Origin of the sequence: uncultured Shewanella sp., assembly GCF_947495455.1 — a bacterium.
Classification (GTDB): Bacteria; Pseudomonadota; Gammaproteobacteria; order Enterobacterales; family Shewanellaceae; genus Shewanella.
In genome coordinates, this window is record NZ_CANLZC010000011.1 from 1 (window position 1) to 22,443 (window position 22,443).

The 22,443-nt window shown below is 41.5% G+C and carries 20 protein-coding genes and 1 pseudogene; 7 read left to right on the forward strand and 14 right to left on the reverse strand.

What is annotated here, in order from left to right:
* Window positions 1-162 (forward strand): annotated as a pseudogene (locus Q0791_RS05075) (IS4 family transposase); the annotation flags it as partial.
* 92 nt (window positions 163-254) lie between these two features.
* On the opposite strand, the gene Q0791_RS05080 reads toward Q0791_RS05075, so the two are convergent.
* From Q0791_RS05080 to Q0791_RS05110, 7 genes are all read right to left on the reverse strand, one after another.
* A complete protein-coding gene (locus Q0791_RS05080) occupies window positions 255-701 on the reverse strand; it encodes a DUF3069 domain-containing protein (protein WP_299003494.1) in 447 nt (148 codons plus the stop codon).
* A gap of 71 nt (window positions 702-772) precedes the next feature.
* Window positions 773-1,129, reverse strand: a complete 357-nt coding sequence (locus Q0791_RS05085; RefSeq protein ID WP_299003497.1) for a cupin domain-containing protein — start codon at window positions 1,127-1,129, stop codon at window positions 773-775.
* 60 nt (window positions 1,130-1,189) lie between these two features.
* Window positions 1,190-1,735: a phosphatase PAP2 family protein gene (locus tag Q0791_RS05090; protein ID WP_299003499.1), complete on the reverse strand. Its 546-nt coding sequence runs from the start codon at window positions 1,733-1,735 to the stop codon at window positions 1,190-1,192.
* 178 nt (window positions 1,736-1,913) lie between these two features.
* Window positions 1,914-5,069: a CusA/CzcA family heavy metal efflux RND transporter gene (locus Q0791_RS05095; protein WP_299003501.1), complete on the reverse strand. Its 3,156-nt coding sequence runs from the start codon at window positions 5,067-5,069 to the stop codon at window positions 1,914-1,916.
* 12 nt (window positions 5,070-5,081) lie between these two features.
* Window positions 5,082-6,329: an efflux RND transporter periplasmic adaptor subunit gene (locus tag Q0791_RS05100; protein ID WP_299003503.1), complete on the reverse strand. Its 1,248-nt coding sequence runs from the start codon at window positions 6,327-6,329 to the stop codon at window positions 5,082-5,084.
* Window positions 6,329-7,648: a TolC family protein gene (locus tag Q0791_RS05105; RefSeq protein ID WP_299003505.1), complete on the reverse strand. Its 1,320-nt coding sequence runs from the start codon at window positions 7,646-7,648 to the stop codon at window positions 6,329-6,331. Before Q0791_RS05105 ends, Q0791_RS05100 begins: the two co-directional genes overlap by 1 nt.
* A gap of 97 nt (window positions 7,649-7,745) precedes the next feature.
* Window positions 7,746-8,123 carry a hypothetical protein gene (locus Q0791_RS05110; protein ID WP_299003506.1) on the reverse strand — a complete coding sequence of 126 codons (378 nt, stop codon included), beginning with the start codon at window positions 8,121-8,123 and terminating at the stop codon, window positions 7,746-7,748.
* 438 nt (window positions 8,124-8,561) lie between these two features.
* Between Q0791_RS05110 and Q0791_RS05115 the strand changes: the two genes are divergently transcribed.
* The gene (locus tag Q0791_RS05115) at window positions 8,562-9,500 is read left to right on the forward strand and encodes a hypothetical protein (RefSeq protein WP_299003507.1); all 939 of its coding nucleotides are present in this window, start codon (window positions 8,562-8,564) and stop codon (window positions 9,498-9,500) included.
* 148 nt (window positions 9,501-9,648) lie between these two features.
* The gene (gene queG, locus Q0791_RS05120; RefSeq protein WP_299003508.1) at window positions 9,649-10,860 is read left to right on the forward strand and encodes a tRNA epoxyqueuosine(34) reductase QueG; all 1,212 of its coding nucleotides are present in this window, start codon (window positions 9,649-9,651) and stop codon (window positions 10,858-10,860) included.
* A 43-nt stretch (window positions 10,861-10,903) separates the two neighbouring features.
* Here queG and Q0791_RS05125 read toward each other — a convergent pair whose 3' ends face one another.
* The 6 genes from Q0791_RS05125 to Q0791_RS05150 form a co-directional block, all read right to left on the reverse strand.
* On the reverse strand, window positions 10,904-11,302 hold the full coding sequence (locus tag Q0791_RS05125) for a hypothetical protein (RefSeq protein ID WP_299003510.1): 399 nt from the start codon (window positions 11,300-11,302) through the stop codon (window positions 10,904-10,906).
* Window positions 11,303-11,581: 279 nt separating this feature from the next.
* The gene (gene fba / locus Q0791_RS05130; RefSeq protein ID WP_299003512.1) at window positions 11,582-12,646 is read right to left on the reverse strand and encodes a class II fructose-bisphosphate aldolase; all 1,065 of its coding nucleotides are present in this window, start codon (window positions 12,644-12,646) and stop codon (window positions 11,582-11,584) included.
* A gap of 197 nt (window positions 12,647-12,843) precedes the next feature.
* Complete coding sequence (locus Q0791_RS05135; protein ID WP_299003514.1) at window positions 12,844-14,019, reverse strand: phosphoglycerate kinase; 1,176 nt, start codon at window positions 14,017-14,019, stop codon at window positions 12,844-12,846.
* Window positions 14,020-14,051: 32 nt separating this feature from the next.
* Entirely contained in the window at window positions 14,052-15,086 is a 1,035-nt protein-coding gene (gene epd, locus Q0791_RS05140; protein WP_299003516.1) for an erythrose-4-phosphate dehydrogenase, read from the reverse strand.
* Window positions 15,087-15,267: 181 nt separating this feature from the next.
* Entirely contained in the window at window positions 15,268-17,259 is a 1,992-nt protein-coding gene (gene tkt, locus Q0791_RS05145; protein ID WP_299003517.1) for a transketolase, read from the reverse strand.
* Window positions 17,260-17,579: 320 nt separating this feature from the next.
* A complete protein-coding gene (locus Q0791_RS05150) occupies window positions 17,580-18,746 on the reverse strand; it encodes an MFS transporter (RefSeq protein WP_299003518.1) in 1,167 nt (388 codons plus the stop codon).
* Between the two features lie 375 nt (window positions 18,747-19,121).
* Between Q0791_RS05150 and metK the strand changes: the two genes are divergently transcribed.
* Together metK and Q0791_RS05160 are read left to right on the forward strand one after the other, a co-directional pair.
* On the forward strand, window positions 19,122-20,276 hold the full coding sequence (gene metK / locus Q0791_RS05155; RefSeq protein ID WP_299003519.1) for a methionine adenosyltransferase: 1,155 nt from the start codon (window positions 19,122-19,124) through the stop codon (window positions 20,274-20,276).
* 78 nt (window positions 20,277-20,354) lie between these two features.
* The gene (locus tag Q0791_RS05160) at window positions 20,355-20,786 is read left to right on the forward strand and encodes a GNAT family N-acetyltransferase (RefSeq protein ID WP_299003520.1); all 432 of its coding nucleotides are present in this window, start codon (window positions 20,355-20,357) and stop codon (window positions 20,784-20,786) included.
* A gap of 19 nt (window positions 20,787-20,805) precedes the next feature.
* On the opposite strand, the gene Q0791_RS05165 is transcribed toward Q0791_RS05160, so the two are convergent.
* On the reverse strand, window positions 20,806-21,351 hold the full coding sequence (locus Q0791_RS05165) for a GNAT family N-acetyltransferase (protein WP_299003521.1): 546 nt from the start codon (window positions 21,349-21,351) through the stop codon (window positions 20,806-20,808).
* A 145-nt stretch (window positions 21,352-21,496) separates the two neighbouring features.
* Between Q0791_RS05165 and Q0791_RS05170 the strand changes: the two genes are divergently transcribed.
* Together Q0791_RS05170 and Q0791_RS05175 are read left to right on the forward strand one after the other, a co-directional pair.
* Window positions 21,497-21,949, forward strand: a complete 453-nt coding sequence (locus Q0791_RS05170; RefSeq protein WP_299003522.1) for an META domain-containing protein — start codon at window positions 21,497-21,499, stop codon at window positions 21,947-21,949.
* 15 nt (window positions 21,950-21,964) lie between these two features.
* Window positions 21,965-22,405 (forward strand): N-acetyltransferase, encoded by a 441-nt coding sequence (locus Q0791_RS05175; protein WP_299003523.1) that lies wholly within the window; start codon window positions 21,965-21,967, stop codon window positions 22,403-22,405.
* The last annotated feature ends 38 nt before the right edge of the window (window positions 22,406-22,443 follow it).

The window sequence follows — 22,443 nt, forward strand, 5'->3', positions numbered from 1 at the left end:
TTACCTTACTCAACGCCAGGGGCAATACCCCGTCAACTTAAACATTTTTATGCCATGGTTGAAAGTTTAATTTTGGACCCCAGACGAACACGAACCTTTCCCCGCACAGTCAAACGAAGACCACAGCGATATGCTAGAAATAAAAAATGCCAGCAAGCTTAACTTACTGGCATTACAGTATGCTGTTGCTTTTTGTTACTCAATTTCATCTCGAAAGTCGCAGGGTATAAGACTCTGAGAGAGTAAAAAGAAATTTACCCTGTGATCACTTGCTTGATGCTATTGAGCATGGCCCTGTCGGTACGGGCTTTTTTGAGTTTTCGGCAGCTTTCTTTTAATGCACTATCAGATAAACGAGTAAAAATACCGTCATATTCTTTTTCGTTAATGGCTTCATCTGTGTCAGCCATTTCGGCGATGTCTTGGGCTACGCGGCTGAGTTGAAACCACGCATTAGCAATATAAAAGCCATGGAAATCGGCTTGGGGTAATAAGCTTTTAGCACTATTAGGCAAAGCTGACCAAGCGGTGAAGAATTTTTGATCTTTATCTTCAATTAGCTCATTGCATAGATTGGCATAAGCGTCCAATAAGTTCTTTGGGATCTGTGTCATTGGTATGACGCTGTTACAAACATTGAGGGATACAGTTTCAACTTGCTTAACGTAAGCGGGTGTTCGCGGTATTGTTAATTCGGCCATGAGGAGAAGATTACTCTTTTAAGGATTCATATGGGGTAAATTTTACGTGTCTGGGCCATAAAGATAAACTGTTATTGAGTTTGCGCTTGATCAATGGCAACTATGATGGCTCGGCCTTGACTTAAAGTATGTGTAATATGGCCTTTTCCTTGAGTGTCATTAGCAAATAAAATATCGCCAGCTTTAAAGGTTTTTCTTGTGCCATCACTTGCCGTTATCTCAACTTGGCCTTCAAGATAAAAGATAAATTGCGCCTGTGGAGCGGGGTGCCAGTCAAAATAATGGCCTGCTTCAAAGTCACGAAATTCTAGCGTCGATACCGAATAAGGAATGGAATATAGGCCTAACTCTTTTTTAATATTGCCTTTCGATTGTCTGGTAATAAAAGATGACAGGCCATTATGTGAGATAAGTTCAATATATTCCATGTTGATGTGCTTAAATTTCGTGAGCTTTGATATTAAGCTTAGCCGATATAGCTATAGGTTTTAAAAAGCATAGTTAATGTTCACGCCATAATATTCACCAGTGGCGATCGGAGTGATTTTTATTCCTTGATAGGGCTCGGTAAAATACCAGGCACTGAGTATTCCTATGGCTGCGCCTGCTAATACATCTTCAACGTAATGCTGATCACTATTGATGCGCGTGTAACCCACAAAACTGGCAGCAGCATAGGCCGTAATGGCCCATTTCCAACCATATCTTTGTTGAATAAAAGTGGCTGTTGCAAAAGTATCGGCTGTATGACCTGATGGAAAAGAGTCGTCATCGGAGCCATCGGGTCGTGTCTTGTCTATGCCAAATTTGAGGGCTTCGACGCTGAGTCTTGAAACGCCTACGCTTTTAATGAGCTGCCAACTTCCTTCATAGTTAGGTTCATAAAGCGCTGTTGCACTGAGCGTTGCCGCTGGTAGTAATAAATGAATAATGTCACCAGAGCGTTCACTATTCCCATGGGCAGATTGAATAAGACTAAATAGCAAGCTTATTGGAAGAAAAAAGCGAATAATCATAGGTTTTGATAACAACATGGTTTTATTTTACATTGGCAGGATCAATTGAAGGGGGCTTTATACAGACAGTTAATGTTAAATGCAAAGTTTTTATAAAAAGTTTTTACACATTAGCAGAGACAAAAAAGAGAGCTGTTTATGCTCTCTTTTTTCATTTTTTCATTTTTTCATTTTTTCTTTAGAGTATTTATGACTGCTAGTTTGAAGAATGATTCAGGCTTTTTGCTACTAAAGGTGAGCCAACTCGATATACCAATAGATATAATACCGGCAGCACGATTAACGTCAGTAAAGTCGATGAGACAATACCGCCAATGACGACAGTTGCTAGCGGGCGCTGTACTTCTGCTCCAGTTCCTGTATTGAGTGCCATAGGAATAAAGCCAAGACTGGCGACGAGGGCTGTCATGAGTACGGGTCTTAACCTTTGGCTGGCGCCTTGTTTAATGGCATCAATAAGTGGTGTGCCTTTTTCGAGCAATTCTTTTATGAAAGACAGCATAACAACGCCATTGAGCACGGCAATACCGGATAGAGCAATAAAACCGATACTGGCTGAAATAGACAGAGGCATGTTTCGCAATGCGAGTGCGATAACGCCGCCTGAAAGTGCAAGAGGGATCCCAGTAAAAATAATGAGTGAATCTCTTACAGAACCAAATGCACTATAAAGCAGGCCAAAGATTAATAATAAAGTCAGAGGGACGACTATCATTAATCTTTGTGTGGCTGACTCTAGCTGTTCAAAGGTGCCGCCATATTCTATCCAGTAACCGCTTTTCAGTGCCAGTTTATCATTCATTAATTGCTTGGTATCATTAATGAAAGATCCTAAATCTCGATTCTCTACATTAGCAGTGACGATGACATGGCGTTTTCCATTTTGCCTGTTGATTTGATTTGGCCCAACTTTTTCAATAATGTCAGCCACTTCTTTTAATGGAACATAACTCAAATCTGGGTTGAGATCAGAAGGCAGCGCAATAGGAAGGTTACCTAGTGATTGAATATTGGCATCATCTTTGGATAAACGTACAAGGAGTTTAAAACGGCGATCGCCTTCATAAATTAAACCTGTTTGCACACCTGCAATGGCGGTTTGAATTGCTTGTTGTACATCGACAATATTTAATCCAAGCAAGGCTAAATGATCCCGATTGGGCTCAATAGACAGAGTGGGAAGGCCGGACATTTGCTCCATTCGAGCATCTTTAGCTCCCTTAACTTGGGCAAGTAAATTGGTCGCTTGCTCGCCTGCGGATTTGAGCTCAGCTAAGTTATCGCCATAAATTCTTAAGGCAACATCCGTTCTTACGCCTGCGATCAACTCGTTAAAACGCATTTCAATCGGTTGAGTGAACTCGTAATTATTACCTGGAATTTGCTCGACAAGTTCGCGCAGTTCGTCGATAAATTCCGCTTTGGTTTTATTTGGATTGCTCCATTGTGACTGAGGCTTCATTATGATGAAAGTATCAGCGACATTGGGCGGCATAGGATCGGTGGCGACTTCTGGTGTGCCAATCTTTGAAAAGATGCTGTCAACTTCATCCATTTCAGCAATAAGACTTTCTAGTAGCGTTTGCATTTCAATAGATTGTTGTAATCCTGTTCCTGTGATCCGCATCGCATGCATTGCCACATCTCCCTCATCCAGTTGAGGTAAAAACTCAGAACCTAAGCGAGTGGTTTGTACGGCACTGATGAGAATAATAGCCAATGCGATAGAGGCTAAGGTTAATGGACGTTTCAGCGAGAAAAATAACACTGGCTCATAGAATGAGCGGGCTTTTGTCATGAGAAAGTTTTCTTTTTCTTTGACTTTTCCTTTGACAAAAATGGCAATAGCGGCAGGAATGAAAGTCACAGAAAAAATCATGGCGCCAATGAGTGCGGCGACAACAGTAAAGGCCATGGGATGAAACATTTTTCCTTCAACGCCGCTGAGTGCAAAAATGGGCAGGTAGACTAACATGATAATGAGCATACCAAATACTGCTGGGCGAAAGACTTCTTTTGTGGATTGACACACGACATTGAGTCGCTCTTCTAATGTTAACAGTCGACCGTGCAGCTGTTGAGCGAGCCCTAAACGCCGCAGTGCATTTTCAACCACAATCACTGCGCCGTCGACAATAACGCCAAAATCGATAGCCCCTAAACTCATTAAATTTCCTGAGACACGATTCGTGGCCATACCGCTAATGGCGAACAGCATGCTTAATGGGATCACTAAGGCGGTGATGAAGGCCGCTCTAAAATTCCCTAGTAATGCAAATAGGACCACAATGACTAATACTGCGCCTTCAAAGAGGTTCTTTTTAACGGTATTAATGGTTTTATCAACCAGACTGGTACGATCATAAACAGCCTCAGCTATGATGCCTTGTGGTAGACTTTTATTGACTTCAATCAGTTTATCAGCCACTTTTTTAGCCACCACTCGGCTATTTTCGCCTATCAGCATAAAGGCCGTTCCTAGAACCGTTTCTACTCCGTTCTGGGTCGCTGCGCCTGTGCGAAGTTGTTTGCCATAAAACACATCGGCGACATCGCGAACACGAACGGGGGCATCGTCTCGTTTAGTGATCACAACATTACGAATATCATTCAGATTTCTCAGTTGACCCGGGGAGCGTACTAACCATTGCTCACCATGACGTTCAATATAGCCTGCACCTGCATTGAGGTTATTACGTTCTAATGCTTGAATAACATCATTTAAAGTCACTTTGAATGCTAATAACTTACTGGGATCCGGTGCGACTTGATATTCACGTTCATAACCCCCAATGCTGTTAATCTCTGTGATCCCAGGAATATTGACCAGTTGAGGGCGAATAATCCAATCTTGAATAGTACGAAGATCTTCAGTGTTATAAGTGCTGCCATCGGTTTTGACTGCCCCTGCCTTGGCACGAACAGCATAGGTAAATATTTCGCCAAGGCCACTGGCTATGGGGCCTAACACAGGTTCTACAGCGGCAGGAAGTGCACTTCTTATGCCTTGTAAGCGTTCACTGATCTGTTGTCTAGCCCAATAAAGATCTGTGCCTTCTTTAAAGATGACGGTCACTTGAGAAAGTCCATATTTACTGATTGACCGTGTATAATCTAAATTTGGAATACCTGCCATCGCATTTTCGACAATATAAGTGATCCTTTGCTCGGTTTCTAAAGGTGAGTAGCCATCCGCTGCGGTATTGATCTGTACTTGAATATTGGTGATGTCGGGAACGGCATCGATGGGTAACTTCAGAGTATTATAGAGACCAAAAGCCGCGACTAACAATGTCATGCCTAAAATAAGGTAACGTCGCTGCAATGCGAAGCTGATTATTGCATTTATCATATAATCGAGTTCCTAGTGTTGATGCTTAGCAGCGTTCTTTTGAATATCGGCTTTGATCAAAAAACTGTTTTTTGAAACGTATTCAACACCAGCGTCGAGACCTTCAAGCACTTCTATATATTGACCATCACTTTCTCCGAGTTTAAGCATACGTGCTTCAAAAGTATTACCATATTTAGCAAAGACAACAGGTTGATTTTGAAAAGTTTGTATAGCTTCGTTTCTGACGGCAATGGGAACATTTTTTGTCGCTGTTTCAATTTCTGCTTTAATGTGCATTCCCGGACGCCAGTCTCCTTCTTTGTTATCAATAATGGCGCGAGCTCTGGCGATATGCCCGCCAGTCATTAAAGGCGATATGTAGCTAATTTCTGTTGTGACTTTATCTTCATTGTGATTATCGAGTACCTTGATGGGAAGGCCGACTTTCAGTTTGTCCATTTGAGAAGGAAAAACCGAAAGATCAACCCAAACGGATGACAGATCGCTAATGCGCACGACAGGGGCGTTATTTGTGTGATCACCTTTATTCAGGTATAGCTCAGTGACTTGGCCATTGGCAGGGCTCTTGATATTGTAAACACTGAGGGTGTCGCTATTGGTAATGCTTGCGATGATTTGCCCTTTTTTTACGTGATCGCCAATGCTGACATAGAGTTTATCGACAATACCGGCATAAGGGGCGTTAACATTAAAAAGCTGATGGGTAATGGGAGTAATAATACCAAATACTTGCTCGGTAAAAATCAGTTGCTGCGGGCCCGCCTTTTGGGTTTGAACATTTGATAAGGTCAATAGTCTGTTACTGATCTCTGTTCTTCCTTCAAAACTGTCGTACTGCCACTTAAAGTCTTGCTCTTGATAGGTTCCATTGACATGGATGACAAAAGAATGAGGTTCTGCCACGGCTTCTTGGCTTACAAGGTAGTCTTTTTCAGGAATAAAAGTCAGCTTATTTTGTTTTCCACCAAGGCGAGTTAATTGCACATTAACATTCACATCGTTTGGATCAATCGCTTTACCCGATTGGTAAGCATAAATGCGCATTTCCGGTACCATACCCGCTTCATAAAGGGTGATTTCAATTTCAAATTCCCCTGTTTGAAGCAATTTGCCCCCATGGGGGCCTGTTGTTTCTTCATGCTCATCATGATTACCACTGGCGATACTGATATTGGAAAAGACAAGCATTGCCATAAACAGAGTGCTCAAGAAGGCCAGAAATGACTTACGTTGCAGATTTAAAAGAGAATATGACATTATTTCGTCTCCAAAGCGTCAGCAGAGGGGTTAAGTGTTGCTGGAATGGCTTGTCCGGTAATACGTGCAAGTTCAAGTCGTTGTAGATATACCGCCGTTTGGGCTTCGATGATCTCACGTTCGATAGCGAACCATTCTTTTTGAGCATCGACTAATTGCAACACTGAGGCATGCCCCGTTTTATAAGCCGTTTGAGTGTCAAATAATAATTGTTTCGCTAGGGGGCGCAGGGTTTGCTTTAATCTCATGACTTGTTTGGCGTTGTTCATCATGGCTTGGTGAATTTCCAGTAAGCTTAATCGCAGCTGCTCTCGTAAGAGTTTTTGTTGTTGAAAGACTTTATCTTGCTCGATTTTTGTTGCGAGTATATTGCCTTGATTAGGATTGGTGAAATTCAGTGGCATGGAAAAAGAAAAGACTAAGGCAGTATCATTTTCATCTTCAAAACGGCGTATTCCCATGCCGAGATTGATATCGTATTGCCCTTTTGCTTCTTCGAGTCGTCTTTTGGCTGCCATGACGCGCTCTACACTGAGCAACTGCACATATTCAGGTGCTGTTTCTATTGCATTGAGAACATCGGCTTTACTGGGGTAGGTTGTGGGTAATTCAAGTCCTCCTTGCGCATAACTAAAAGTAGCGTCTTTTGCCCACATTGATGCGAGCCCTTGTTTTGCAACATTTATCATAGCTTGTAAGTTTTGCAATTCTATTTTTGAATGAGCCAGCTCTAGGCTCATTTTTGAGACATCAGCTTGCAAAATATTACCGGCTTTTGCGCGACGTTTGATTGTTTTCAGTGCTTTTGTTTCAAACTCAATACGCTTGTTATTCCATTCTTTCAGTGCTTGTAAGCGCAATAATTGATAAAAACGACGTGTGGCTTCTGATAGTACAGTGAGACGCTGGATTTCATATTGGCTAATTTGTTGTTGTTTGTTACTGACGGCAAGATCGATGCGTCGTTGTCTTTTGTCACCTAATTCAATGAGTTGACTCAGGACTAAGGTTGTTTCAGTACTATCGATCCCTTGTACCTCACCCGTTCCTAGGACATTATCAATAGCAAGAGATAATTCGGGATTCGGCGTGATCCCGGCTTGCAGTATTTGCGCTTCTTCTACTCGAAGATCGTAAGGGAAGGTTTGCAGTTGACTGTTATGTAATAAAGTTTGTTCCATCACCCAAGGTAAGCTGATGGGGGCTTGCTCATAGGCTTTAGCTGAATTGCTGGCGACGAGTATTATGAGTGCACTGATTATTGTTATTGTCAGTATGCGTAGGCATAAAGACAATAACATGGGGTTATTCTTCTTCACAGGATATGACTCCAGTTTTGAATATATAAAAGGTACTGATAAATATCACTTTAATAATTAAATGATACTTATTTAGTTAAATTTTGTTTGAGTGTGACTATATCGACAATGAAGAATGAGGAGGGCGAACAGGAGGCGCGTAATGGCAGGTCTGATAACTTAATAGGGGCAAAGCAATACCATGACTTTTTGGCAGACTATCTATGGTGTTGATATTGACAGGGGGGTGACATGAAGTGTGTGAATGAAAGTCATGTTCGTGATCATCACCAGTACTTAAATCACTTAAATTGATATTGAGAGTATTACTGTCATGAAAATGGCATTTTGTTATATTGAACTGATGGCCATTTGCTGGATATTGAGTATGGGCAGAGACGCAGCTTGCAAAAAATTGGCACACAAATATCAAAAACACTAAAGTAAGTGTTAACTTCGATGTCGCTTGGCGATGTGAAGTTTTTCTGTGATGCACAATACCAAATTCCTGCTAAATAACGATTTAGAATCAAAATATCAAGTGGTTGTGGCTATTTGTGCTTCTATACTCATCTTGCCGGACTGCGAGTGGATCTTGCACAATCAAACCATTGTCAAACCTCTTAGCCAAACCTTAGTGGTACCGATTTAGCCAAACTTTAGTGGTACCGATTTGAAAACGAGTCAAACCTATTTGGAAAGGCAGTCTAACATGAAAAATACGAATACGACAAAGGTAAAAGATAAAGCAAAGTAAATTCATTTTCTCTGATATTATCGTCCTGACTTGTGTTATTTGTTGCGCTTAAACGGTTTAGTTTTTCTTGCTTTTTAAAGTATTTTTTGAAAATTGATAATGGTCGTTTTTTTTGGAAGAGAACTGAGTCTTTACTCTATAATATCGACGCCTTCATTCGATACTATGAGGTCTTGTATGCCGATTCACTTATCAACCGTTCCTGAAAATATTCATTTAACCTCTGTGGCAGATATCCATAAATTTAGTTATCAAGACATTGTCGATGCGGGGATCATTAAATTAAATAATACGGAATACCATGTCCGTGAGTTAGATAATGATATTTTTTTGACTAAAGGCAATAGTGGTGTCATAGGTAATTTGTGTACAAGCATGTCAAAGTCAGTTTCTGAAGAAATATCGGTATTAGCAGGCTTTTTTTCCCGCTGTGTGACCCCTGGTGCGAATTACTTTCAAACCGTTGAAAATCAATTGAGCGACCTTATTCAACTTAAAAACCCAACGAAAGAAAAACATCTGACGGATAGTTATAATGTTAAACATTTAAATGGGGCTAATCGCGATGTTTATTTAACGCCAACAGGCCAAGGCTTTAAAGTCGGTAAAGGTGATAATGCAGTCAAAGATAAAGAGATGGATCGCCGCAGTCAATTGTTGAACGAGATTTATTCTAATCCTAAGTTTTATGACGGAAAATACGCTAAATATGCCAATATGGGCAGCTTAAAGTTAACCACAGAGAATGGTAAAGAAAAAATTGCCACTAGTTTTCAGGTAATTAAAGAGGCGATTCCATTAACGTTTAAAAAATTGGATGACGGAGTGTCTAACGAAGCTGGAACCTATGAAAAAATTCCGCAATCGGCCATTGATGAACTCGTTAAAGCAGGCTATAACCCCTGGGATGTGAAGCCAGATAATTTTGTTAAAATTAAAAATGAAACGAACGGTTGGGATTATTTACCTATTGATGCTAAATTTATTGGTCGCACCGAAGAAGGCCGTGATACCAGCCAACCTATGAGCCCAAGAACTCGCCAAGTCAATCAATTACAAAGCGAGGCGAAAAGTCAATTTGATTTTGGTGGTATGTATATTGATAAATTAGCTTAAAGCCATACGTCCAACATGGAGATATGACTTTTTAAGCATTGGCCCCTCGAATAAGGGGCTTAAGCCTAGCGTTATTTTCTATTGGTGAGTTTAGGAATAATGCAATAGCTGTTATTATTGCGTTATTCCATTTTTTGTTAAGTTATTCATGTCAGATAGCCAGCCTTCTATTCCATCACAAAGCGACTACTCTCAAGTTGATCCTCTTTTACTTTCTCGTTTGGCACAACAAATCAAAGCGTGGGGGAAAGCGTTAGGCTTTGCTCAAGTGGGGATTTGTGATACTGATTTAAAAAGCGAAGAGCCAAAATTACAAGCTTGGCTGGATAAAGGCTATCATGGCGAAATGGCCTATATGGCGACTCATGGTATGATGAGAGCAAGGCCTCATGAGTTACATACTGGCACTGTTAGAGTGATTTCTGCCAGAATGAATTATTTACCGGCTGATGCAGGTTTTGCTTATAATTTAAAAGATTCGAATTTAGGCTACATTTCTCGCTATGCGGGTGGGCGTGATTATCATAAGCTTATTCGAAATCGACTCAAAAAACTGGGCCAACAAATAGAGGCTGAGCTGATTAATTTAGGTTTGCACAAGCCCAATTTTCGCCCTTTTGTGGATTCAGCCCCAGTATTAGAGCGCCCTCTGGCCGAAAAAGCTGGCTTGGGCTGGACCGGAAAGCATTCGCTCATTCTCAATAAAGAGGCTGGAAGCTGGTTTTTTTTAGGTGAGTTGTTAATTGATTTACCTTTGCCCGTGGATATTCCGATTGCTGAAGGCTGTAATACCTGTGTTGCCTGTATTAAATCTTGCCCAACTAATGCCATTGTAGCTCCGTATGAAGTGGATGGTCGCCGTTGTATTTCTTATTTGACCATTGAATTGCAAGGCGCTATTCCTGTTGAGTTTAGACCCTTAATGGGTAATCGCATTTACGGCTGTGATGATTGTCAGCTTGTTTGCCCTGTTAATGCCGCAGCGCCGCTAACGATGGAGGCTGATTTTCAAACACGCAATCCCCTTAAGCAACCTGAATTACTCAACTTATTTACTTGGAGTGAAGCGAGCTTTTTAAAACTCACGGAAGGCAGTGCTATTCGGCGTATTGGCCATAAACGTTGGCTGAGAAATATTGCCATTGCTTTGGGTAACGCACCTGCTAGTGAGGCAATAGTGCAAGCGCTGCTTGAGAGAAAAAGCAGTGATGAAGTGGATGAGATGGTGATTGAACATATCGATTGGGCGTTGGAGCAACAATTGATGAAATTAAATGAAACCTCAAATGTACTCACTATTAATCGAAAAACTCAAAGGGTCATTCGCAGTGTTGAAAAAGGCTTACCTAGAGATGCCTAGATAGGCCTTTTTCGCTATTGGAGAACGGGATAAAAATGGCGTGTTATAAGGGAGAATGGAGTTTCTCGTCCCAATATTCAGCGGCTTCGGTTAACTGTTCAATGATCTGCATGGCGTAATTTTGAGGCTTGCCTGATAGCTGAAAGCTTTGATAAACCGTGATTTTACGAGTGCCTTCTAATATGCCGATACCCATATCATTTCTAAAAGGTCCCATGGCTTGTGTGGCAAATTCAGTCCAAAAATGACTATCAAGCATGTCGTTAACTTCATGTCGAGTCATGACGGACAAGTGTAGACTCATGTTATCGAGATCGCGATAAGCAGAAAGGAACAAACCTTGCTCTTCGTTTTCTTTGGTTAATGCACAGCTAAATATATTGCTTTGATCAAATTCTATGTTAACGCCTAGGCCTGACAGTGCAGATGAGAAAATATCCATAGAACACTCTTAACTTGATAATTAATAGCATTATTATCGACAGTTTTGTGGCTATTACTATCAAAAATATGAGCAATTATCAGTATTTGATCACAGTAAACTAAAGTATCAGGCGTGAATTTATAACTAGATGTTTTTAAATTAGAAAATGTTCATTTTTTTTATAAAAGATTGTTTATTTACATAACTTTAATGATAGAGGTCTTGGCTATGGGGAAGGAAAGAAAAGACTAAGAGCACCATTAATGGTAACTCTTAGTCAGCGACAAGTAACAAATTTTAGTTAATTTGTGGGTCTAACTCGCCAGCTTGGTAGGCTTTGTACATAGCTTGCAAGGAGAGCGGCTTAATTTTCGAGCCCATACCTGCACTGCCAAAGGCTTGATAGCGTTCGCTACAGATAGCTGCCATGGCATCCATTGACGCTTTTAAGAATTTACGGGGATCAAACTCACTGGGGTTTTCGGCTAAAAATTGGCGTATCGCGCCGGTTGAGGCTAAACGTAGATCCGTATCCACATTGACTTTGCGCACACCGTGTTTGATGCCTTCAACAATCTCTTCTAATGGCACGCCATAAGTTTCTGGAATGGCGCCACCATACTGGTTAATGATTTCTAACCATTCTTGGGGGACAGATGAGGAACCGTGCATGACCAGATGAGTATTAGGAATACGGGCGTGGATTTCTTTAATGCGATCGATTCTAAGTACATCACCGGTTGGTTTACGGCTGAATTTATAGGCTCCGTGGCTGGTACCAATGGCAATGGCTAGAGCATCAACATGGGTATCGGCAACAAAACGAGCCGCTTCTTCAGGAGTGGTCAACATTTGGTCTTCGCTTAATGTGCCTGTCGCGCCGATACCATCTTCTTCACCAGCTTGACCTGTCTCTAAACTGCCCAAACAACCGATTTCACCTTCAACGGATACGCCACAAGCATGAGCGAAAGCTACGGTTTTACGAGTGACCTCGACGTTGTATTCATAAGATGACGGGGTTTTGCCATCAGACATTAACGAGCCGTCCATCATGACTGAAGACATGCCAAGTTGAATGGAGCGCTGACACACATCGGGGTGAGTACCGTGATCTTGGTGAATACAGACTGGAATATCAGGGTATTGCTCTAGGGCCGCTGTCATTAGGTATTTTAAAAATTGCGGTCTTGCGTATTTACGAGCGCCTGCTGATGCTTGCACTATGACAGGACTGTCACAGGCTTCAGCCGCTTGCATGATGGCACGCATTTGTTCTAAGTTGTTAACGTTAAAGGCGGGTACGCCATATCCGTGTTCTGCTGCATGATCTAACATTTGACGCAAAGAGATTAAAGCCATTGTTTACTCCAAGTTGTAGGGTGACAGAGGTTATCGCGATGTCCGCTATCGTGATAGCTAAGTCATTTGGATATTAAAATTGTCTATTGAGGTCTTTTTTCTTTAACACTTTTTAGCACTGTATGCCAGTTTGCACTCAGGTAGTGAGTGGTCCCACTTATCACTGAGTGCGATTTTTTAATTATAGGTTTGACTCTTTATTTGCCACGGCTTTCTAGCATGGCAACGGCGGGCAACTCTTTACCTTCTAAAAATTCAAGAAAAGCACCGCCACCTGTTGAAATATAAGAGACTTTATCGGCAATATTATATTTATCAACAGCGGCAAGTGTATCACCACCACCGGCAATGGAAAATGCTTTTGACTCTGCAATGGCTTTGGCAATGCGCTCGGTACCTTGACCGAATTGATCAAATTCAAACACACCCACAGGTCCGTTCCATACAACAGTGCCAGCTTTGCTGATGATATCGCTCAGCACTTCGCTGCTGTCAGGACCAATATCAAAGATCATGTCTTCATTGTTGACATGGGTTACTTTTTTTAATGTCGCGCTGGCACTAGGACTGAACTCATTGGCCACTACGACATCTGTCGGCACTGGAATGTTGCCGCCTCGGCTCTGTGCATTTTTGACTAAACGTTTAGCTTCATCGACTAAATCGGCTTCAAATAGGGATTTTCCAACATCGTGACCCGCTGCCGCGATAAAGGTATTGGCAATGCCCCCGCCGACAACCAGTTGATCGACAATGCCAGACAGACTTTCTAATACTGTGAGCTTAGTAGAGACTTTTGAGCCTCCGACAATGGCGACCATAGGGCGAGCCGGATTGTTGAGTGCTTTACCAAGGGCATCGAGTTCTCCTGCGAGCAGTGGGCCTGCACAAGCAATGGGGGCATGTAAGCCTACGCCATGGGTTGAAGCTTGAGCGCGATGGGCAGTACCAAAGGCATCCATGACATAAACATCACATAATGCCGCCATTTTTTTAGCCAATACTTCGTCGTTACTTTTCTCGCCTACATTAAAGCGCACATTTTCAAATACGACCACTTCGCCGACCTTAGCATCAACACCTTCTAAGTATTCAGTGGCTAAATGCACTGGGCAGTCGAGTGCTTCATTTAAATAGTCGACAACAGGTTGCATAGAAAACTTTGCATCGAACTCCCCTTCGGTTGGGCGGCCAAGATGAGACATCACCATGACTGCGGCGCCTTTTTCAAGGGCCAGTTTAATTGTGGGTAAGGCGGCGCGAAGGCGGGCGTCACTGGTGACTTTACCGTCACTGACAGGCACGTTGAGATCTTCTCGAATGAGTACACGTTTAGACTGAAGATCTAACTCACTCATATTAATAATAGCCATTTGTAAGCTTCCTTTAAGGTTTAAAAAATAATTTAATTCTGTTGAATTTGGGCTGCACGTTTGGCGTCTATCATGGCTAAACTGGTATCGAGCATTCGATTGGCAAAGCCCCACTCGTTATCACACCAAAGCAATAGTTTGACTAAGTGACCGTCACTGACACGGGTTTGAGTGCCATCCACGATACTGGAACGGGGGTCGTGATTAAAATCACAGGAAACCAGAGGTTCATTGGTGTACCCGACAATACCGTTAAATTGCCCCATGGTGGCATCGCGTAATACACCATTAATGGTATCAATATCGACACGCTTTTTTAGCGTTAATGATAAGTCGATGGCGGTGACATTGATGGTGGGCACACGTACTGAAATGGCTTCAAACTTGTTTTTCATATGGGGCAAAATACGCTCTATCCCTCGAGCTAATTTAGTGTCCACAGGTATAATGGATTGGCCAGCGGCACGAGTTCGGCGTAGATCGTCATGGTAAGCATCGATGACTTGTTGATCATTCATCGATGAATGTATGGTGGTGATCGCGCCACTTTTCACCACAAAATGCTTATCGAGTACATCGATGACCGGAATAACACAATTGGTGGTGCAAGAAGCATTTGATATTATGGTGTGACTGGCTTTGAGTACCTGCTCATTGACCCCATAAATAATGGTGGCATCAACATCATTACTGGCAGGTTGACTAATGAGAACTTGTTTTGCGCCCGCTTGAATATGGGCTAAGCATGCTTGTCTATCGCCTAATACTCCGGTTGCTTCATAAACAATGTCAATATTTAAGGCTTTCCAAGGAAGCTTGCTGGCGTCTTCTTCGTTTAATAAACGAATACTGTCATCACCGATAAACATATGATCTTTTTGTAATTTTACTTGGGTTTGAAAACGACCATGAGTGGTATCGTATTGGGTTAAATGAACCATGGCTTCCGGTTTAGCCAACTCATTAATGGCGACAATTTGAATTTTATCGCGTTTATCCGATTCATAAACAGCACGAAGAATAGAGCGTCCTATACGGCCATAGCCATTGATTGCGACTCGGATCATGATGCTTTGTTACCTCTAATCTTAATGTGGTGTGCTGCGTGAGTATATCAATGTTTTATCGATAAAATAACGGCCTACCCTAAGGTAAGCCGTTATTTATTTGCCATTGATTTAAGATGTTAACAAAGCCTGTTGCCGTAACATGCTTAAATCACATTGCGCCATAGTGCTAAAACTAGTGTTAAAGTAACTCTTTAGCGGCGGCAACAACTTTTTCGACGGTAAAACCAAACATGTCAAACAGCTGGTTAGCAGGTGCTGACTCGCCAAAAGTCGTCATACCTATGATACGACCATTTAGACCAACATACTTATACCAATAATCTGCAATGCCCGCTTCAACAGCCACACGGCTGGTCACATTGCTTGGTAAGACAGACTCTTTATAAGCCGCATCTTGCTTGTCAAACACATCGGTTGCAGGAAGGGAGACAACACGTGCTTTATGACCTTCGCTTGCTAACTCTGCTTGTGCTTTAACGGCAAGTTCAACTTCAGAGCCTGTTGCAATTAAGATCACATCAGGTGTGCCTTCACAATCGACTAAGGTATAGCCACCTTTAGCGACGTTAGCAAGTTGCTCATCTGTACGGGCTTGCTGGGTCAAATTTTGACGAGAGAAAATTAATGATGTTGGACCATCATTACGCTCGATGGCATATTTCCAAGCAACGGCTGACTCGACTTGGTCACAAGGACGCCAAGTGCTCATGTTGGGTGTTAAACGTAAGGATGCCATTTGCTCAACAGGTTGGTGAGTTGGACCATCTTCACCTAGGCCAATAGAGTCATGGGTATAAACGAAAATAGAACGTTGCTTCATGATCGCGGCCATACGTAGTGCGTTACGAGCATACTCCATAAACATTAGGAAGGTTGCGCCATAGGGTACGAAACCGCCATGTAGAGCAATACCGTTCATAATGGCTGACATACCGAATTCACGGACACCATAATGGATGTAGTTACCCGATGCATCATCTAATGTTAGCGGCTGAGAGCCTGAATACATAGTCAAGTTAGACGGTGCTAAATCGGCACTACCGCCCATAAATTCTGGTAACATTTTGCCATAAGCTTCAAGTGCATTTTGCGAAGCTTTACGAGAAGCAATATTAGCAGGATTCGCTTGTAACTCTTTAATATAGGCAGCAGAATCTGCAGCGAAGTTTGCAGGAAGCTCACCTAATGTACGACGTTTAAATTCTGCAGCTAGTTCTGGGTAGGCTGCGCTATAAGCGGCAAACTTTTCATTCCAAGCTTGTTCTGCAGCAAGGCCGGCTTCTTTTGCATTCCACTGTGCATAAATGTCAGCAGGAATTTCAAAAGGAGCGTGTTTCCAACCCAAGAATTCACGGGCTGCAGCAATTTCTGCATCACCAAGCGGGGCACCGTGACAATCATGGCTACCACCTTTGTTAGGTGAGCCGTAACCGATAATCGTTTTACAGCATAATAAGCTTGGGCGAGGATCGTTTTTAGCCGCTTCAATTGCCGCATTGATTGCATCGCTGTCATGGCCATCAACGCCAGCAATAACATGCCAACCGTAGGCTTCAAAACGTTTTACGGTATCATCAGTAAACCAGCCTTCAACCTCACCGTCGATAGAAATACCATTGTCATCCCAAAAGGCGATAAGCTTGCCAAGGCCTAAGGTGCCCGCTAATGAGCAGGCTTCATGTGAAATCCCTTCCATTAAACAACCGTCACCCATGAAAGCATAAGTGAAGTGATCAACGACCTTATGGCCTTCACGGTTAAATTGTGCACCTAATGCGCGTTCAGCGATGGCCATGCCGACAGCATTAGTGATCCCTTGCCCTAAAGGACCTGTTGTGGTTTCAATACCTGGCGCATAACCGTATTCTGGGTGACCTGGTGTACGAGAATGGAGTTGACGGAACTGCTTTAAATCTTCGATGTTTAAATCATAACCCGCAAGATGAAGTAACGAGTAATGTAACATAGAGCCATGACCGTTAGATAAAACAAAGCGGTCACGGTTTGCCCATTCTGGGTTAGCAGGGTTATGGCTGAGGTGATCACGCCATAAAACTTCAGCAATATCAGCCATGCCCATAGGTGCGCCTGGATGACCAGAGTTTGCTTTTTGAACGGCGTCCATGCTGAGTGCGCGGATAGCGTTTGCGAGTTCTTTACGAGATGACATGCTCTCTCCTGCTTATGATTGAGGTGTAGTCTGCAATTATGGAGGCATATTTTCCCTCACTAATCGCGTTGAAGCAAATAAAATTCGTTAACAATGCGGCTTTATTCGAGTCTATCTTATGAAAAAAGTGATGAATTACTTATAAATTATGCAAATACAATGAGTTGTTTAATTACCTATGGTGGAATTGATTGAATCAATTGAAATATTTTATTAACAAATATGAGAGCGAATGCGTGCTTTTTCATATTATTTTGTTTGAAGGTGAGAGGGGGAAGTTAAAGAAAGGGAGGGGAATTGACTTTTAGGCTTGCTTTTCTTCAGTTAAATTTATAGCGCACCAGTGATATAGCAATAAAGAGTAAAAAGAAAAAAGAAGCGAACATAGCGCTTAAGGTGAATGCTTCATTTGATAACATCAGATTGGCTTGAGCTAAACTGTATAAGCTGGATACAAAGGCAAAAGAAAAAGTTAACAGGGCGGAGGCCATTCCTTGCCCGAGTTTGATATTCGCCATGGCGTAGCTACTTGACATGGGATTTAAAAATCCGATGGTGAAACTGATGATATACAGCGCGATAACACTTAGAAGAAAATGTGTTTCTGAGTAGAATAATAAGCCGCTGCCACACAAAAAAGTCGCCACAAATAAGAGGCGAACTAAAGGTAAATTGTCTAAGTTGATGAGTTTTCGAAAAGTAAAAATGCCAATAATGTATACGGCACTTAATCCTAAAATGATTTCATTCATCTCATTATAATTTAACATTCTGGTTTGACTTAATATACTATGGACATTTCCCATAATGGTTTGCATAAAAACGGCATAGCCGACCCCTGTCGATAGCGTATTAAGAATAAAGCTTTTTTGCGAGAGGCAATGCCACAATGTTTTCTTTATATTACGTATTAATAATAATTGCTGGCGATCATTTTTTAAAATGATCTGTGACACTATGAGCAAGGTAAGCTCGATGATAAACATACAATAATAAGCATAACGCCAATCGAAGAAAGCCATACCTCTAGCCAAAATAGAGGCTAATATTGGCGCTAGAATGACGCATATGGATATTTTTGACGTAAAAATTTTGATGGCTTTAGGGTTATTCGTGTGACGTAAAAGAAGGGCTCGTCCAATGGGAGAGTAACAACCTGTGCCAGCACCAATTAAGGTACAACCAAGATAAAATACGGTGATATCATGAGTATTTGCAAGCAATAACAAGCCAAATAATGAGGTTATTTGAGCAAATTTTAGTGTGGTATAGGCGCCAAAAATATCCGATAGAATGCTAAATAGAATGGCTGAAAGAGAAAATAGAAAAAAGAGTAAACTCATGCCTAAGTGAATTTGACTGACATGGACTTGTAATGAGTCAGCGATGGTATCAATCAATGGAATGGATAACATTAAGGTCATGTAGCTAATTAAAGATAAGCCATAGGCCAGCAAGTTAAAGGGGGAGCTTTGAATGATTTTCAAGTTGACTCTGACCTATCGAAGCATAAATAACCGTTAATCTAAGTATAGAAAAAGACGCTGACAACTTAATGAATAGTGTGTTTTTTAGCCTAAAAAGTTGAAGTGCATTTGATGGGGTCATTATTTTTAGGCATCAAATATCAGTGTGTTAGTTTGCCTTTGTTATTATATTAGCGTCATAAGTGAATGTTTAATGTGTCTGATTTTAAAGGTTTTTGTTGTTTTTCTTTATTGTTTTTATTAAAAAAATTTATGTGTTCAATGGACAAATTTTAACGTTGAAGGCTATTAACCGCTGCGATTTTCTACTAAGATAGACGTCTAGATGTAGATACTTCTACACATTCAAATTGTAATTATACGGGATTATTCATCATGGCAAAGCATTTGTTCACCTCTGAGTCGGTTTCAGAAGGTCATCCTGATAAAATCGCCGATCAGATTTCTGATGCGGTTCTAGACGCTATTTTAGAGCAAGATCCAAAAGCACGTGTCGCTTGTGAAACTTATGTCAAAACTGGCATGGTGATGGTTGGCGGTGAAGTCACGACATCGGCATGGGTTGATATAGAAGAAATTACGCGTAAAACCGTTCGAGATATCGGTTATGTTCACTCGGATATGGGATTTGATGCTGATTCATGTGCAGTGTTAAATGCGATAGGTAAACAGTCTCCAGATATTAACCAAGGTGTTGATCGCGCCGATCCCAAAGCTCAAGGTGCTGGAGATCAAGGGCTTATGTTTGGCTATGCCAGTAACGAAACCGATGTGTTGATGCCTGCACCTGTCACATATGCACATAAACTGGTTAAGCGTCAATCAGAAGTGCGTAAAGATGGCACGCTACCTTGGCTACGTCCAGATGCAAAGAGCCAAGTGACATTTGCTTATGATAATAACGGTAAGATTGAAGGTATCGATGCCATCGTATTATCGACTCAGCATTGTGACACTGTGAGCCAAGCTGATTTGATTGAAGGTGTAATGGAAACCATTATTAAGCCTGTGTTGCCCGCGCAATGGTTAAACCGTGACACTAAATATTTTATTAACCCTACGGGCCGCTTTGTGATTGGTGGACCCGTTGGCGATTGTGGCTTAACCGGCCGAAAAATTATTGTCGATACATATGGTGGCATGGCAAGACATGGTGGCGGTGCGTTTTCGGGTAAAGATCCTTCTAAAGTGGATCGCAGTGCAGCATACGCTGCTCGATATGTGGCGAAAAATATTGTTGCAGCTGGTCTGGCTGAACGTTGTGAATTACAAGTGTCTTATGCGATTGGCGTGGCAGAGCCGACTTCAATCAGTATTGAAACCTTTGGTACGGAAAAGGTCTCTCATGACACTTTGATTGGGTTAGTGCGCCAACATTTTGATTTACGTCCTTATGGATTGACAGAGATGTTAAATTTAGCTCGCCCAATTTATCAAGCAACGGCGGCTTATGGCCACTTTGGCCGTAGTGAATTCCCTTGGGAGCAAACGGATAAAGCAGATGTATTGCGCAGCGATGCGGGCCTTTAAACTAGATTAATATCTAGTGATGCTTTTTATTAATCAACAAACCGCCTCTTGGCGGTTTTTTTATAACTTAGGTAAAAAATGGATATTAATCAATTGCAGCTAAATTGGTTAGTCATGGATAATCGACGAGAAGTCAAAGCTTTCTATCGTCAATTTATGCCTTATGCAAGACTGAAGCGTAAAGAAGCGATAGCAGTACTTCAATTAAGTACCACACAAATAGTGGCGAGTGTTCGCTTTAGACCAATAGGGGAAATATTGCTTTTGACAGGGTTACTTGTCGATCCGGCTTTTCAAGGTATGGGACTGGCAAAGCTGATAGTCAATAAAACCTGTTCTCAACTGGAGGAAAAGCCGATTTATTTATTCACTGAAGCTCCCTTAGTGAGTTTTTATCAGTGCAATGGCTTTGTGCAAATTCAGCAAGGCCCAAATGATATAATGCAACTTTTATTAAAATATCAAAAACAAGGAAAACCCTTGCTTTTGATGCAATACGCCAATCATTGAAGCATCACGGATATAGGGCTTAATCTTTTGTGTGACTCAATAGCAAATAATAGTCACGGTCTTCAAAGGTGAAAAAATCGATGACTTGCATTGCGGCCTTTTGAGTATGGGCAGCAAAAGAGCGTTCATTTTCATCAGAAATAAAAGTGATCATATAGGGATATTTTATAGCGACTTGTTGTTTTATTTGACTGACTAACCGATTAAATAAGCCTTGCCCTCGATAATCTGGATGGATCCAAATCGGGCCATATTGGCAGGTATTGTGTTTTGATAGCCCAATAGCTTCAAGTTCAATACCTTGCATTCTTCGTAACAAGACTTGATAAATTGGCCCACTCTCAAAGAAAGCCCAACTACCAGCAATAACATAAGCTATGATTCGGCTGTTTACTTCTGCAACCCATAGGTATTCTTTTTCAATGAGTAATGCCAGTTCATTGTGATTGAAGCTTTGTCCTTGCAGCTTATTTGTCTGATTTTGATATAATTCATCTTGTTGGTATGTTTGTTCTAGCTGTGCTAACGCGCCAATGTCTTTAGCATGAGCGGCTCTGATTTCCATAGTGTTCTCAATCGTACTTTTTAGCGATCATACCGTATTTAGGCTTGTATTTGGGGGCGTATCTTTAAACAAATTAACTTTATCTTACTGATTTTTCCGTTATAATTATTAAAATTCAATTAAATTAATAGCTTTGAGAGCAAATATGATGACTTTAAGATGGATCATCGTCAGTGCTGTACTACTGCTTACTGGTTGCCAATCGACAGGAGTGACAGTTGATAGCCAGCTTAAACTGGAAGGGACATGGCACATTGAGGAAATCAATGGTCAATCGGTTGTCAATTACAGTCCAGCTCAATTGAGTTTTAGCCCAAATGGGGCATTAAGCGGTAATAACAGTTGTAATACCTTCACGGGAAACTATACCTTTATTGATGACGTATTAACCTTATTACCTAAAGCAGGAACAATGAAAGCTTGTGTCGATGCGCTAGAGTCCCAAGAAAAAAATGTCATGGCATTGATGCCCAAAGTGACTCAAGCGAGATTAGTGAAAACGCAATTAATATTACAAAATAAAGAGGGTAAGACCTTATTGATGCTTAAAAGAGTGTCTCATGCACAAGGTGATGATATGTCGATGACACCCAATTAATAAGGAAAGCTTCAGATGCAGATCCGTCAAGCTCAACAAAATGATAAAGCAGCGTTAGTGGTATTTAATCTTGCCATGGCAAAAGAAACAGAAGGTCGAGACTTGAATGTGACACTTCTCTCTCAAGGAGTGAGTCGGTTACTTGAGTCGCCAGAGAAAGGTTTTTATCTTGTCGCAGACATCAAGGGAGAAATCGTAGGCTCTTTGATGGTCACCTTTGAGTGGAGTGATTGGCAAGCAAAAGATTATTATTGGATCCAAAGTGTGTATATTGCGCCTCAATATCGACGTCAAGGGATTTATAGGAAGTTATATCAAGCTGTAAAAGACAGAGCCGAAACTCAAGGTGGTGCGGCAAGTTTTCGCCTCTATGTTGAGCAGCACAATCAAGTGGCTCAGAATACCTATTCTGCATTGGGAATGGCGCAAAGTCATTATTTATTATTTGAAGAATAAAGCATGTCATGTGGAAAATACAGTCATCAATGTGGGTA